The organism is Rhizobium sp. 268 (assembly GCF_036571585.1).
Lineage (GTDB): Bacteria > Pseudomonadota > Alphaproteobacteria > Rhizobiales > Rhizobiaceae > Rhizobium > Rhizobium redzepovicii.
On the sequence record NZ_JAPPSO010000001.1, the window covers coordinates 591,586 to 605,260 of the forward strand.

A 13,675-nucleotide genomic window follows, 5' to 3' on the forward strand; every position below is an offset into this window, starting at 1 on the left:
CATCGTCAATCTGTTGTATTGCCCAATCACAATATATCCTGCGATGGCCGGGCTCTTTGCGAACCCGGCCAGCCATGCAGGCCATGCCGCCGGCAAGCCGGCGGCATCATTTTGGAAATTACTTGATGCCGTCCCAGGCGCTCTGGATTTCGCCAGCAGCCTCTTGAGCCGACTTGCCGCCGACGAAATCAACCATGCCCGTCCAGAAGGCGCCGGCGCCGATCTTGCCCGGCATCAGGTCGGAACCGTCGAAGCGGAAAGTGGTGGCGGAGGTCAGGATCTCGCCTTCCTTCTTCATCTGCGGGTTGGCATAGGCCTCGGTGCTGACGCCCTTATACGGCGTCAGGAAGCTCGACTGTGCCATCCAGACCTCATGCGCGATTGGGGTCTTCAGGAAGTCGATGAAGGCGCGAGCCGTCTTCGAGTCCTTGGCGATCGAGACGAGCGTGCCGGCGCCGAGAACCGGCTTGCCGAGTTCGGGATGCGACGCATAGGTCGGCATATAGAAGAAGTCGGCATCCTGGCCGAGCTTCGTGCCCTCAGGGAAGAAGGACGGAATGAACGAGGCCTGATGGTGCATGTAGCACTTCGGTGGAACGGAGAAGAGACCCTTCGGGCTGTCGCGGAAGTCGGTCGAGGCCACGGCCGCGACACCGCCATTGACGTATTTCTCGTTCTTGGCGAACTTGCCGAATTCGTCGATCGCGGCAACTACGGCCGGATCGGTGAACTTCAGCTCGTTGGTCGTCCACTTATCATAGGCCTCAGGCGGCTGCATGCGCAGCATGAGGTCCTCGACCCAGTCGGTCGCCGGCCAGCCGGTGGCACCGCCGGAACCGAGACCGATGCACCAGGGAACGCCGCCATCCTTGACGATCTGATCGGTCAGGGCATGCAGCTCTTCCATGGTCGTCGGGATCTTGTAGCCGGCTTCCTCGAAGTTCTCAGGAACATACCAGACGAGCGACTTGACGTCGGCCTTATAGGGGAAGGCGTAGAAGGCTTCCTTGCCGTCCTTGCCCTTATAGGTGCCGTACCCGACCCAGCTGTCGCCGGCGCCGTAATTGTCCTTGATCCACTTGGAGTTTTCGTCGCCGAGCGGCGTCAGGAAGCCCTTGCTGGCGAGATCGGCAAGGAGGCCCGGCTGCGGCAGAACGGCGATGTTCGGCGGCGAGCCCGCCTGCGTGTCGATGACGATCTGCTGTTCGTAGTTTTCGGAAGAGGAGTATTTGACATCGATGCCGGTGGCTTCGGTGAAATAGGCCAGAACGCTCTGGAAGAACGCCTCGTCCTCGCCGCGCCACGGCCCGAAGATCGTCAGCGGCTGACCCTTCAGATCGGAATGAGCGGCCTTGAATTCGTCATAGCTCTTCCAGTTGAACTTGGAATCCTGTCCCGGGGCAAATTTCAGATCGGCCGCGGATGCAGCACCGGCAAAAAGCGCTGCCACGGCAACGCCCATCAAAAATGACTTTTTCATGTGATCAACCTCCCATCACAATCCCAACCGCGCCGAATTCCCTTTAAAAGAAATTTCAAAGCGCTTTGACACCCAACTCATTCCACTTTCGGTGGAATGGAGTCAAGTCATTTCACGAAAACCCGCCGTGAACCTGGCCATTATCACGGTGCAGCAGCGGCTATCGGGAAATATGGAGCGATTTTTCTTGAGTCAAGCGCGCCAGATGCTACATAATTGAAAGCGCTTTGGATGCCACTGGGAGGCGGCAGGCCTTTAAGAAACGGCCGACGGGCGGGCCGGGAGGAAGCATAGCAGGTGAATCTCAAACAGCTATCGGAAATGCTGGGGCTGTCGCAGACGACGGTGAGCCGAGCGCTCAACGGTTATCCCGAGGTCAATGAGGCCACCCGGGAGCGCGTGCTTCAAGCCGTCAAGGAAACCGGGTATCGCCCGAACAAGGCGGCGCAGCGGCTTGCGACCGGCAAGGCCGGCTCGATCGGCCTTGTCATGCCGACGGCGCCCGGCCACCAGTCCGACGTGCATTTCGGCGAATTCCTGGCCGGGCTCGGCGAAGAGGCCGTGCGCCACGACTTCCACTTCGTCATCATGCCGGCCGACCCGGATGACGAAGTTGCAGCGCTCAGACGCCTGGCGATCAGCGGCAATGTCGATGCGCTGTTCGTCGCCTATATGCGCGGCCACGACCCGCGGCTTCCCATGTTGAAATCGCTCTCCATGCCCTATGTCGTACACGGGCGATCCTTCGGTTCCGAGCCGGACTATCCCTATCTCGACATCGACAATGAAGGCGCCTTCTACGATGCGACGCGGCTGCTGCTGCAGCTCGGCCATACGCGCTTTGCGCTGATGAACGGGCCGATGCATCTCGATTTCGCCATCCGGAGGAAGAACGGCGTCATATCGGCGCTGGCCGAGCGCGGGCTGGCGCTCCACGAGGATTGCATCAGCCATGCGCTGATGACGGATGAGCAAGGGTTGCTGGCAATGGAACATTTCCTGCAGCTGCCGGCGAGGCCGACGGCGATCCTCTGCGCCAGCACGGTGCTGGCGCTCGGCGCGATCCGCGCGGTCAACCAGGCGGGATTGCGGCTCGGCGAGGACATCTCGCTGATCGCCCATGACGACGTGCTGCCGCTGTTGAAGCCGGAAAACTTCTCCGTGCCGCTGACGACGACGCGCTCTTCGCTGAGAGCCGCCGGCGTTCGCATCGCACAGCGGCTGATCGGCACGGTGAAGCAGGCAGGCCCCTTTCCCGAACAGGAACTCTGGAAAACCGAACTGATCGTCAGAGCCTCGACCGGCCCTGCCCCGCAGCAGCTCTAAAGCGCGTCGCGATCTTTCAGATTCGCTCCTCGCGCTTTAGCCTTTTTTGAGCATGTCGTTTGCGGCAAAAGCGCTTAGCGCTTTGCCTGGGCAAAACCGCCCCACACTTTGGTGCGACGCGCTTTAGCTCTTTATTTTATGCATGTCCTTATCCGGAACGGCTGCACACTTCCGGGCGACATGCATTAATCAAAACTGCGGCGGGGTCTGCCCTGCGGCGCGATGGGCGGCGATGACCGTGTTGGCCATCAGCATGGCGATGGTCATCGGCCCGACGCCGCCGGGAACCGGGGTGATGGTGCTGGCGACTTCGGAGACCTCAGCGAAGGCGACGTCGCCGACGAGCCGGGTCTTGCCCTCGCCCCTTTCGGGGGCTGGCACGCGGTTGATGCCGACATCGATGACCGTTGCGCCCGGCTTGACCCAGTCCGCTTTGACCATTTCCGGCCGGCCGACGGCGGCGACCAGAATATCGGCGTTGCGGCAGACCTCGGCGAGGTTCTTGGTTCTGGAATGCGCGATCGTCACCGTCGCATTGGCATTGAGCAGCAATTGCGCCATCGGCTTGCCGAACAGGTTGGAGCGGCCGATGACGACGGCGTTGAGGCCGGAGAGATCCTCGCCATGGGTGCGGCGGACGAAGACCATGGCGCCTGCCGGCGTGCAGGAGACCAGTCCGGTCTTCAGGTCGCCGATGGCAAGCTTGCCGGCATTGGCAATGCTCAAGCCGTCGACATCCTTTTCCGGCAGGATCGCCTGGATGATCGGCTCGCTGTCGAGCGGCTTCGGTAAAGGTAGTTGCACCAGGATGCCGTGGATCGACGGATCGGCGTTGAGGGTGGCGACGAGGGCTGCCAGCTCCTCCTGGCTGGTCTCGGCCGGCAGCGTGTGCTGGACCGATTTGAAGCCGCATTCCTTGGCCATGCGGCCCTTGGAGCCCACATAGGCGTGACTTGCCGGATCGTCGCCGACGATGACGACCGCAAGACCGGTGGTGACGCCGCTGCTCTTTTCCAGCGCTGCCGTCGCACTCTTGACCGTCTGAATGACCGATGCAGCTACGTTCTTGCCGTCGATTACTGTCGTCACACGTCTCTCCGCCCTGTTTCGCGCCAATCTATGGATAGTCGGCGAGCATCAAATGCCCGCTAACGCCCTATCCTGTCGGAAAGCAGCAAGGCAATATCAAAAATGCAAGGAAATGACCGTTCAGCGCAGCGGCTGCCGCGCGTCGAGGCCATGAACAAGAAGCCGGTCGCGCAGGCCGGAGATTTCGGAGCGCAGCGCCTCCACCTCGTCGACCTCGGCCGGGACCGGCTGCGGTAAAGATAGCGGTTGGGACAGCGGCATTTCCTCTTCGGCTGCGGCCACGGGTTTACGCAGGCGCAACAGGAAGGCCGCAGCAAGACCGGCGGCGAGACCCGCGGCAGCACCGGCCAGCGAGCGGCTGGTCAGGCCGTCGGGCGCCGATACCGCCGTTGCCAGCGCCGGCTTCATCAGAGTGATATGGCCGTCGGCGGCCGTTCCCACCGAGGCGGAGGCCGCATCGTCCAGACGCGAACGCGCGGCGGCCGCCTTCTCGCTGAGCTCGGTCAGCCGGGCAAGATCGACGCCGGTATCCCGGCTTTGCGCAATCAGAGTGTTGCGCCGGTCGTTCAGGCCCTTGCGCGTATCGACGGCGGTCTTGGCGGCGACGTTGGCGGCTTGGGCAAGGCGGGTAAGCTCCTTGCCCATGTTCTCCTTCAAACCATCGATTTCGGCCTGCTGCTGCAACAGCCGCGGATGGCGCGGGCCGAGTTCGGCTGAAAGCTGCGCCAGCGCCGTCCTGGCGACCGCATATTTGTCGCGCCAGTCCTGCAGCGCCGGCGAGAGCATATCGGAGGGGAGAGAACCATCGAGCACGCTGGCGAGTTTTGCGGCTTTCAACCGGTCGGCCGGCGCCTTGGCCTCCAGAATAGTCTGGTCGGCCTGTTTTAGATCGGCATCGAGCCTGTCGATCTGGCGGCGAAGATCGACCGCCACCTTGACGTTGCCCTCGCCGCTCTTTGCCGTGAAGGCTGCAAGTTCCGCTTTCGCCTCGTCATAGGCCTTGCGCAAGGCGGCGTCGCTTTCGGTGTTGCCGCCGGTACCGTTCGCCGGGGAAACCGCTTCGGCAAGCCTTGCGGCGATACGCATGGATTTGCCGCTGTCGCCGGTCGTCACCCGCACGAGGATCGTGCCGGCAGCGGCATCGGGCAGGATCTCGACCGAACGCTTCAAGCTTGCCTCGGCGCGCGAGGCCGGGTCGGCAGCAGCCCCGGTCGCCGACAGCAGATCGAGCGCAACCCCGAGCGCATTGGCCTTCTGACCGGCAAATTCCGGATCGTGATCGAGTTTCAGAGAGGCGACCGTCGAAGCAACCACCCGTGCCGACATCAGTCCTTTCGCCGCAGCTTCGGTGAAGGCGGCCCGGCTTGCGGCATCGGTCTTCACCGCAAGCGTTGCTTCGGCACGGTAGAGGGCCGGCGAAGCCGGCATCAGCATCGGCAGACCGGCGCCGATCATCGTCGCTGCGGCGGCCGTCATCACAAGTGCGCTGCCGCCGACGCGCCGCCGCGGCGCTGCTGTGCGAGGCTCCGCCGGTTCCTCATGGATCGCTGCCAGCGGTTCGGGCGAGATCATCGGCTCGATGGCCGGAGCAGCCGGTTCCTCACGGCGCGGATGTTCCTGCGGAAGCGGATGGCCGACGTCGTTGGCGGCCCGCAGGTGATTGCCGAGGATGGTTTCGATGCGATCGACCAACGGTGGCGTGCGCGCGGCTTTGGCGCGTTGCTCTTCCAGCGCGCGACCGATGGCGCGCAGCAGTTCGGCCTCGGGCGGTGCGATATCGGCCCGGTTCGACCGGGGCACGCCGCCAGGCAGTCCATAATCATCACCATGGGCGCGCGCCGGTCCGGCCGCCGCCGGCCGGGTGGCTGCGCGATCGTGAAAGCTGCTTCTGGCCCTGATATCGTACATTTGCGCCACATCTCATGCACATGATGGCCGAATTCGCTCATCCGCACGGATGCAGATGATTAAGCCAGTCTAAATATTCATGGCAAAGAAATGGTTAACCGCAGCGTGTCAGAACTATGCATAGCTCCTCAAATCGGAATCGATCCAAGGATACATTCCAAAATCCTATAATGTCTTGGAAAGACGCGAGGGTCAGCTTGCCTTCTTGTGTTCCGACCGTGGCTGCAGCGCGGTGTTGGGTTCTTCCGGATGGCTGAGGATTCGCTCGCGCCGGCGGAAGCGGTAGCGCAGGACATGGAAAAGGAAGACCGGGATGCCGACGACGTAGCGGCGCCAGAGGCGCGTCGGCTCCTGCAGCAGGCGATAGGCCCATTCCAGCCGCATCATCCGCACCGTCCTCGGCGCACGCGGGACGGCGCCGGAGACGAAGTCGAAGAGAGCGCCCACCGTCAGCACCAGGCGCGCATGATCGGCACGGATATTGTCGTGGACCCATTTTTCCTGCAGCGGCGTTCCCATGCCGACGATCAGAATGTCGAGCTTCTGGCGCTCGATCTCCTCGGTGACCTCAGTGGAATCGACCTTGTCGAAATAACCGTCGGAAACCACGACGAATTCATGCCAGGGCGTATGCCTGCGGAAATTTTCAGCCGCCGCCTCGACGACCGAACGCGTGCCGCCGATCAGACCGATGCGGCGCGGAGCCTCCATGAAGGTGAGGAAGGCCGGCACAAAATCGGTGCCGTTCAAATTGGCGGGAAAGGGCGAACCATGGGCGATCTGCGATGCGATGTTGAGACCGATGCCATCCGGCAGCACCAAATTGTGCGACATGATCCGGTAGTATTCGTCATCGTGAAGCGCGGTCAGCATGTTGTGGGCGTTGACGAAGCAAACCACGGTCTGGCCGACGGGAATGGAGGCCAGCTCGTTGATGAAAACGAGGGCATCGTCCCAGCCGAGATCGCAGACCGGCAGATCGAAGATCGTCCGCCGCGATGCGAGCACCGCGAAGTTCGCAATCAGATTCATTCCTACCTCCTGCCTAGGATGCTTCATGCGCCCGACATCCCGGAAAACAAGCCCACACTTCCGCACCGGGCCTCGAAAGCCCCGGTCGCGTCCCGCCGTGACGGCGTCGCCCCGATTTCAGAAGCGGCGCATGTCAAGCTGTGACAGCTGGTATAACAGGACGGTTTCAAACAACCCTTAGGAAAATTCCTTGAATTTCCATGCTCGCATAAGTGGTTTGTTAACCACGCGCGCCAACGGAAAACGGCGCCTTCCGGCGCCGTTGTTCGTCGATATCATTGTCGTGCTTAGTGAGCGGCTGGCGCCGGCGCTTCACCGGCCGGTGCGGTCTCGACGATCTTGACGGGTGTGCCCACCTTCTTCGGCGCCCCGGCCGAGCTTTCCTTGACATCTTCCTTGGAGAGATAGTCGAGCTGCTCCAGCATGACCTCGGCGACATATTCGCCGCCGAGGCGCTCGTTCATGCCCTTCTTGATCTCTTCGCGGAAGGCCTTCGGATCGAAGGATTTGATGTGGGCGATATCGACCATCTTGTTGCCGACGAGCAGGCTGAAAAGCTGGTCGGTGGTCATTTCGGCCAGCGGCAGCGTCACGTCTTTCAGCATCTCCTTGTTCATCATGAAGGAAACGCGGCCGAGGAAGTAGCCGGTGATCGCACCATTGCCGATGATGGGGACCGTGATGGTTTCACCCTTCACCAGTTCAAGCGCGCTCTGTTTGGAATCCGTTGCCGCGGGCGCCGGCGCGGTCGCCAGGTACACGGAGAAATAGACCGATGCCAAGGTGATGGCGCAAACCCAGACACCGGTGAGGACGAGCTTGATCATCAGTTTCCACGCGCGGCAAATTGTTCCTGGGAATAGGTCCCGTCGGCATCGGCGTCCTGAACGGCGTTCTTCAGCAGATCGGCGACAGCGCGAACCGCTTCGAGATGCGCCTCGACCCGACGGGCGTTGAGAACCAGCTTCTTCTTCAGCCCGTGCAACTGATCGAGATGGGCAGCGGCAAGCTCGGCCGGATCGGTGTCGCGGAAAAGCATCGACAGCTCATAGAGGCAGCGGCTTTTATGCGCATTGGAGACCTTGAGATCGAACTGCGGATCGCTGCCGATCCGGGTGTTCTCATTGTCGATGATCATTTCGAGGCGTCCGAGAACGGATTTGATTCTGTATTCGTTCGAAACTATTTCCATTGTACCCTCGATTATGCGTCGCTTGGAGCGCCATGCCGAAAACTGTGCGCGGATTTCGCGCGACATCACGCTCTAACTATTTCATTGAGAACAAGATTCAGGTTTTAGGCCAACGGGCCCCAAATCATCCTGTTCTGTCGGTCTTGGCTTCAGCGGTGGGCGTGCCGAATGTCTTGCGCTGGAAGTCGTCGATCATGCTGAGCGCAGTGTTGCGGTCATCGTTATCGGTCGAGGCATTGACGATCTTGCCTTCCTGTCGGCGCAGCTGCTCGGCGTACATCTGCTTGGCGATGCCGATGCCGTCGCCCTTGGCCATGGTGTTGCCGAGCTGTTCGGCCATCATGCCCTTCCAGATATCGCCGGTCGCGCCCTTGCCGTAGACGTCTTCGCTTTCGCTCGGCAGCATGGACTTGACGAAATTCTGCAGCACCATGGCCTCGAATTTCCGGTAGCTTTCCGGCACTTCCTCGGCCTTCGTGCGGTTCTGGATGTTGTTAAGGCCGCTTTTCTGGCTGATATGGTCGAGGACGTCGACCGTATTGGAGAAGCCCTTGCCATTTTCGGCGAGGCTCGTTGCGGCAAAGGCCGCACGATTTGCCTTCAATTTTTCCTGGGCCGCCTGAACCTCCATGGGGTCGGCAGCTTTGACAACGTCCAGGACCAGATCACTGGGAGGCGAAATAGCCACGTTACAATCCTCTAATTTAAGATCGTAACGACTATGGGTTTCGAAGCTTGCTGGAGGCTGGCGTTGCGAATTGCTGATCGATGACATCGTAGACGGCATTGTCGTCGGCCTCGCGGCGCTCGGCCTCGAGGGCTTCTTTCATGCCTTCTTCGAAACGGTCGCCCTTGGCGCGCTCACGCGCCAGCCGCATTTCGTGAACCTCCTGCATGCCGGTCAGCTGCAGGTCCTTGATCGAAAGCCTGCCGAATCGGTCGGCGTAATTCTGCGAAAAGGCATGGTGGACGGGGTCCATCGAGCCGAGTGCGAGGATCACGTCATCCATCGCCGCATTGACCTCGACGCGCTGGCGGCTGGTTTCGGCCAGATCGTTCTCGGCCATCCTTTCGATATGCCTTTGCACCGAGAGCAGTCGCTTAAGCTTCTGGGAGCGGTTCTTATCGATCATCGCCTCATCGCCCGATATAGATCGAGCCGAAGGACTGGCCGAACTGGCTGACCAAGGCCGCAATCGAGAAGTAGATCAGGAAGAGCCCGCCCATCAGCAGATAGGGCGTCGAGATGAAGTAGACCGGGATCTGCGGCGCCAACTTGTTGATGAAGCCGATCGAGACGTTGAAGATCAGGCCGTAGATCAGAAAGGGGCTCGACAGCCGCAGCATGATGTAGGTGGTCTGCTCCAGCGTGTCGCTAAAGGAGATCAGCGTCGCCCGCATCTGCATCAGGCCGCCGAAAGGCATGGTCGTGTAGGAATCGATCAGCGCCCGAAAGACGATGTGATGGAAGTCCATGATGAACAGGATCATGATGCCGGCAAAGGTGATGAAGCCGGAAAGGCTGCTCTCCGGCGTGTCTTCGATGATATCGGCCGAGCCCGGCTGGGTATAACCAACCATGGTGGCAATGATCGTCGCGGCGAACTGCATGCCGAGCGTGTAGATCCGCGCCAGCATGCCGTACATCACGCCGATCAGCGATTCGCTGACGATCAGGCCGATATAGGTTCCGGAACCGGTGTGGACGGCCGGATAGACCGTGTCCCACAGCAGCGGCATGACGGCGATCGACAGCGCGACGGCGATGAAGACGCGCAGCTGTTCGGGCACGCGCGCCGAGGAAAAACCCGGAAGAGCCAGCACACAGCCACCGATCCGGCAGAAAACCAGAAACAGTGCGAGAACGGTCCCTTGCGGGTCTGTTATCATGAAATAGAGCCCAAAATCTTTATCTCGATGCCCTTGGCCAGTTCGACATGCGACAGGACCGGCAGCGTGGCGAACAGGCGTTCGATGATCATGCGCACATAGGAGCGTGTTTCCGGCGAGGTGACAAGTGCGAATGGCAGACCGCGATCCATGAACTCACGGATAACTTTGGTGGCCTGTTCGCTGAATTCTTCCAGGTTACGCGGATCGATGTCGAATTCGATCACCTCGCCCTTGGCGTCGCGCTTCAGCGCCTGGTGGAAAGCGAGATCCCATTTGCTGCCCAGCCTAAGGACGCGCAGCACGCCGTTGTCGGCAAGGTCGCCGCAGAGCTGCTGGGCCATGCGGATGCGGACATGCTCGACGATCTGCTCGGTCTTCCTGACATGCGGGGCGAGTTCGGCCACCGCTTCGAGAATGAGGTGCAGGTTGCGGATCGAGACGCGTTCGGCAAGCAGGAGCTTGAGCACCGCCTGCAGGCCCGAATAGGACATATGCGACGAGCAGATCTCGTCGGCGAGCTTCTTGTATTCGGGGTCGAGCCGGTCGATCAGCACCTTGACGTCCTTGTAAGACAGAAGCTGCGGCAGGTTGTTGCGGATGACCTCGCTCATATGGGTGAGCACAACGGAAACGTTGTCGATCGGCTGGAAGCCCTCGCGTTTCAGATCGTCGGCAAAGTTTTCGAGGATCGAGACGGCCGGCATGCCGAAAGCGGGTTCGCGGATTTCATCGCCGGGGATGCTCGGCCGGCGGCCGGCGCCGGTGACGACCAGGACTTCGCCGACGCGCAGCAGGTTGGAGGCCACCGTCGTGCCGTGGATGCGGATCTGGTAGGACTTCTCGGCGATGGCAATGTCGTCGGTGACCTTGATCTCGGGCACGACGAAACCGTATTGGGTGGCGAACTTCTTGCGCATCTTGCCGACGCGGAAGGCGAGTTCCTGGTGGGCGCCGAGCAGGCGGGTCGAGACCATCTTGCCGAGCGCAAGCTCGATCTCGGAGGTCCGCAGCACCGACTTGACCGAATCCTTTTCCAGCTCCTTGCTCTGGACGACCTTCTTTTCCTCCTGCTCGCGGCGAAGCTTGTTTTCAGCCTCGACCTGACGCGGGATAAACCAGGCGCCGAAGGCAAGAAGACTGCCGAGGATCACGAAGGGGACGAAGGGCAGTCCCGGCATCAGCGCCAGGACGAACATCAGCACGGCCGAGACCGAGAGTGCGCGGGGGTAACCGCTCAACTGGTTGACGACCGCCTGGTCGGTGGAGCCGGTCGTGCCGCCGCGCGAGACGAGAAGGCCGGCGGCGAGCGAGACGATGAGGGCCGGCATCTGCGAGACGAGGCCGTCGCCGACGGAGAGCTTGACGAAGACGTCGGCTGCTTCGCCGATCGGCATGCCGTGGCGGAAATAGCCGATGATGATGCCGCCGAAGACGTTGATGGCGGTGATGATCAGGCCGGCGACGGCATCGCCGCGCACGAATTTCGAGGCACCGTCCATCGCACCGAAGAACGAGCTTTCCTCTTCGAGTTCCCGGCGCCGGCGCTGGGCTTCCCTTTCATCGATGATGCCGGCCGAAAGATCGGCGTCGATCGACATCTGCTTGCCGGGGATGGCATCCAGCGTGAAGCGCGCGCCGACTTCGGCGATACGCGTGGCGCCCTTGGTGATGACGATGAAGTTGATGGTGATGAGGATCAGGAAGACGATCAGACCGATGACGAAGTCGCCGGACATCACCAGGCTTGCGAAACCGGCGATGACGCCGCCGGCCGCGTCATGGCCTTCATTGCCGTGGGACAGGATGACGCGCGTCGTCGCGATGTTCAGCGCCAGCCGGGTCATCGTCGCGATCAGCAGAATGGTCGGGAAAGACGAAAAATCGAGCGGTTTCTGGATCCACAGCGCAACCATCAGGATCAGCACCGAGAAGGCGATCGAGAAGGCCAGCCCCATGTCGATCAGGAATGGCGGGATCGGCAGGAAGAGAATGCAGATGATGCCGATGATGCCGAGGGCAAAACCGACATCGCGCAGGCTCGGGGCGACTTTCGGAAGGGGGAGTGCAGGTGGTTGCGCCATAACAGTTCCGTCTCTTCATGAGAGGAGGCGGACTCGGTCCGCCCAATTCAGATCGAGAGTTAAATGGCGAAGCTTGCGCGAAGGTGGCTCAGAAACCGGACTGGATGCGCGAAAAGACGAGATTGGTGAAAATCGAGATCTGCGAGCCGACGAAGGGTGCTGTGACGCCGACGGTGATCAGCACGGCGACGATCTTCGGCACGAAGGTCAGCGTCGCTTCCTGCACCTGGGTCAAGGCCTGGATCAGGGCGATGACGAGACCCACGACCATCGCAGCAATGACGGCCGGACCGGCGGCAATCAGGACGGTCCAGATCGCAGCCTGGAACAGATCCAATGCATCAGCTTCATTCATCTGAAGGCAACCTCATATCGCCTCGAAGCAGCCCGCCGTGGCCGGGCCGCTATTGATTGGTGTCCCTCGGCGCGTCGGCGCCGTGGTATCAGGTATCGCTGTCGCTGGTCGGCGCCTTGTCGGCAACAGTGATTCCCGCCTGGACGAGTATATTACCGCCATCGGTGGTCGTCGCAATGATGCCGTCGGAATAAACCTTGACGGATTCGATGGTGCCTTTGACGGTGCCGTCTGCGCTTTCCATGTATTTGCCGACGTAGCTGCTGGCCTGGGTGAGGCTCGAGCTTGCCAGCAGCGTATCCAGCTTGGTGTTGGTCTGGATCGTCTGCTCGACCTGCGAGAAGCTTGCCAGCTGCGACATCTGCTCGCTGGCATCGACCGGATCGGTCGGATCCTGGTTCTTCATCTGCGCAATGAGCAGCTGAAGGAAATTGTCGTAGTTCAGCGTCGCCTTGCTCTGGGCTGAACTGGTCGAGCTCGTCGTACTCGTCGTGCTGACGCTTGATGTCGCATCTACCGCCATGGTGCAATCTCCCTGCGAATCTGCTCGACCATTGTCGGCGGCATCTCGTGGTTGTTGAGGATATTGTCTTCGATCGCGTAGAGGCCACGGATCGCCTTCAGCGCATCGAAAGCGCGGCCGGTCGAGACGAGTGCATCGATGCGCTTCAGTTCGGCGAGGATTTCCTCGTTTTTGAAGCAGCTGAGCAGCATGGTGATCGACTTGCGGAACATCGCCGTCGAGTGGTCCTTGCCCTCGGGATTGATGAGGATCATCTGTGCGATGAAATACAGCTGACGCAGGGGCGTGGTGGCGCCTTCGGGCTGGAGGACGTGGTTTTCGAGAAGGAACGTCACATCATTCAGGAATTCCAGCGCGACCTTGCGGTCGACACGCAGGACGGCGCCGTTGATGAAGATTCTTTCTCCGGCTTTCAGAGAAATGCGAAGTGTACTTTTCATTTAAGTCCATCCCTGATGATGGTGGTAACGTCGATGATGCCCTGGTAGTTATTCGACAGACGTTTTCGGATCCTGTCGCATTCCTTCAAAATCCAGATTGCGATCGAGATGAGGTTGGCCCTGAGCTCGATCTCCAGCTGGTTGTCGGGATGCTTCAGATCCTCGATGAAGCTGATCCATACCCTGCGCGTATAAAACAGGGCTTCGATGGCTTCCCGGCCGTATTTTTCCTTTTCGCGCGCCAGCGACAGCAGATCTATGGACCGGTCAAGAACCTGCCATTCCCGCTCTTTCGCGTCGGCCACCGAGTCCTGCATGACTTCGGCATAAGAGAACTGATACATTCATGCATCCTT

Annotated in this window: 15 protein-coding genes; 1 reads left to right on the forward strand and 14 read right to left on the reverse strand. The window is 60.7% G+C overall.

What is annotated here, in order from left to right; genetic code table 11:
• Window positions 1–118: 118 nt before the first annotated feature.
• Window positions 119–1,480, reverse strand: coding sequence for an ABC transporter substrate-binding protein (locus tag OS035_RS03050; RefSeq protein ID WP_331813357.1), 1,362 nt, complete (start codon window positions 1,478–1,480; stop codon window positions 119–121).
• 297 nt (window positions 1,481–1,777) lie between these two features.
• Here OS035_RS03050 and OS035_RS03055 point away from each other — a divergent pair, with 297 nt between their 5' ends.
• A complete protein-coding gene (locus OS035_RS03055) occupies window positions 1,778–2,806 on the forward strand; it encodes a LacI family DNA-binding transcriptional regulator (RefSeq protein WP_097623897.1) in 1,029 nt (342 codons plus the stop codon).
• Between the two features lie 189 nt (window positions 2,807–2,995).
• On the opposite strand, the gene folD is transcribed toward OS035_RS03055, so the two are convergent.
• The 13 genes from folD to flaF all read right to left on the reverse strand — a co-directional run bounded on the left by folD (window position 2,996) and on the right by flaF (window position 13,663).
• Window positions 2,996–3,895 (reverse strand): bifunctional methylenetetrahydrofolate dehydrogenase/methenyltetrahydrofolate cyclohydrolase FolD, encoded by a 900-nt coding sequence (gene folD, locus OS035_RS03060; RefSeq protein ID WP_183777212.1) that lies wholly within the window; start codon window positions 3,893–3,895, stop codon window positions 2,996–2,998.
• A 120-nt stretch (window positions 3,896–4,015) separates the two neighbouring features.
• Complete coding sequence (locus tag OS035_RS03065) at window positions 4,016–5,803, reverse strand: succinoglycan biosynthesis protein exop (protein WP_331813358.1); 1,788 nt, start codon at window positions 5,801–5,803, stop codon at window positions 4,016–4,018.
• 192 nt (window positions 5,804–5,995) lie between these two features.
• Complete coding sequence (locus OS035_RS03070) at window positions 5,996–6,835, reverse strand: WecB/TagA/CpsF family glycosyltransferase (protein ID WP_331813359.1); 840 nt, start codon at window positions 6,833–6,835, stop codon at window positions 5,996–5,998.
• A 287-nt stretch (window positions 6,836–7,122) separates the two neighbouring features.
• Complete coding sequence (locus tag OS035_RS03075; RefSeq protein WP_097623893.1) at window positions 7,123–7,662, reverse strand: hypothetical protein; 540 nt, start codon at window positions 7,660–7,662, stop codon at window positions 7,123–7,125.
• Window positions 7,662–8,027 (reverse strand): hypothetical protein, encoded by a 366-nt coding sequence (locus OS035_RS03080; protein ID WP_003570277.1) that lies wholly within the window; start codon window positions 8,025–8,027, stop codon window positions 7,662–7,664. The genes OS035_RS03075 and OS035_RS03080 overlap by 1 nt, the downstream gene beginning before the upstream one ends.
• A gap of 124 nt (window positions 8,028–8,151) precedes the next feature.
• On the reverse strand, window positions 8,152–8,715 hold the full coding sequence (locus OS035_RS03085; protein ID WP_054183705.1) for a rod-binding protein: 564 nt from the start codon (window positions 8,713–8,715) through the stop codon (window positions 8,152–8,154).
• A gap of 31 nt (window positions 8,716–8,746) precedes the next feature.
• On the reverse strand, window positions 8,747–9,160 hold the full coding sequence (locus OS035_RS03090) for a hypothetical protein (RefSeq protein ID WP_003588513.1): 414 nt from the start codon (window positions 9,158–9,160) through the stop codon (window positions 8,747–8,749).
• 4 nt (window positions 9,161–9,164) lie between these two features.
• Window positions 9,165–9,917: a flagellar biosynthetic protein FliR gene (locus tag OS035_RS03095; RefSeq protein ID WP_097623892.1), complete on the reverse strand. Its 753-nt coding sequence runs from the start codon at window positions 9,915–9,917 to the stop codon at window positions 9,165–9,167.
• Entirely contained in the window at window positions 9,914–12,001 is a 2,088-nt protein-coding gene (gene flhA / locus OS035_RS03100; protein ID WP_097623891.1) for a flagellar biosynthesis protein FlhA, read from the reverse strand. The genes OS035_RS03095 and flhA overlap by 4 nt, the downstream gene beginning before the upstream one ends.
• Window positions 12,002–12,089: 88 nt before the next feature.
• Complete coding sequence (fliQ, locus tag OS035_RS03105; RefSeq protein WP_009992823.1) at window positions 12,090–12,356, reverse strand: flagellar biosynthesis protein FliQ; 267 nt, start codon at window positions 12,354–12,356, stop codon at window positions 12,090–12,092.
• An 88-nt stretch (window positions 12,357–12,444) separates the two neighbouring features.
• Window positions 12,445–12,879 carry a flagellar hook assembly protein FlgD gene (flgD, locus tag OS035_RS03110; protein ID WP_097623890.1) on the reverse strand — a complete coding sequence of 145 codons (435 nt, stop codon included), beginning with the start codon at window positions 12,877–12,879 and terminating at the stop codon, window positions 12,445–12,447.
• Complete coding sequence (gene flbT, locus OS035_RS03115; protein WP_003584285.1) at window positions 12,870–13,319, reverse strand: flagellar biosynthesis repressor FlbT; 450 nt, start codon at window positions 13,317–13,319, stop codon at window positions 12,870–12,872. Before flbT ends, flgD begins: the two co-directional genes overlap by 10 nt.
• A complete protein-coding gene (flaF, locus tag OS035_RS03120) occupies window positions 13,316–13,663 on the reverse strand; it encodes a flagellar biosynthesis regulator FlaF (protein ID WP_012556615.1) in 348 nt (115 codons plus the stop codon). Before flaF ends, flbT begins: the two co-directional genes overlap by 4 nt.
• Window positions 13,664–13,675: the final 12 nt, after the last annotated feature.

Bases quoted from the DNA above. Each gene is read 5' to 3' on its own strand.
- OS035_RS03070 (WP_331813359.1), bottom strand. From the start codon at position 6,835: ATGAATCTGATTGCGAACTTCGCGGTGCTCGCATCGCGGCGGACGATC.
- OS035_RS03050 (WP_331813357.1), bottom strand. From the start codon at position 1,480: ATGAAAAAGTCATTTTTGATGGGCGTTGCCGTGGCAGCGCTTTTTGCC.
- OS035_RS03090 (WP_003588513.1), bottom strand. From the start codon at position 9,160: ATGATCGATAAGAACCGCTCCCAGAAGCTTAAGCGACTGCTCTCGGTG.
- flbT (WP_003584285.1), bottom strand. From the start codon at position 13,319: ATGAAAAGTACACTTCGCATTTCTCTGAAAGCCGGAGAAAGAATCTTC.
- flaF (WP_012556615.1), bottom strand. From the start codon at position 13,663: ATGTATCAGTTCTCTTATGCCGAAGTCATGCAGGACTCGGTGGCCGAC.
- flhA (WP_097623891.1), bottom strand. From the start codon at position 12,001: ATGGCGCAACCACCTGCACTCCCCCTTCCGAAAGTCGCCCCGAGCCTG.
- OS035_RS03080 (WP_003570277.1), bottom strand. From the start codon at position 8,027: ATGGAAATAGTTTCGAACGAATACAGAATCAAATCCGTTCTCGGACGC.
- OS035_RS03065 (WP_331813358.1), bottom strand. From the start codon at position 5,803: ATGTACGATATCAGGGCCAGAAGCAGCTTTCACGATCGCGCAGCCACC.
- OS035_RS03075 (WP_097623893.1), bottom strand. From the start codon at position 7,662: ATGATCAAGCTCGTCCTCACCGGTGTCTGGGTTTGCGCCATCACCTTG.
- fliQ (WP_009992823.1), bottom strand. From the start codon at position 12,356: ATGAATGAAGCTGATGCATTGGATCTGTTCCAGGCTGCGATCTGGACC.
- OS035_RS03095 (WP_097623892.1), bottom strand. From the start codon at position 9,917: ATGATAACAGACCCGCAAGGGACCGTTCTCGCACTGTTTCTGGTTTTC.
- flgD (WP_097623890.1), bottom strand. From the start codon at position 12,879: ATGGCGGTAGATGCGACATCAAGCGTCAGCACGACGAGTACGACGAGC.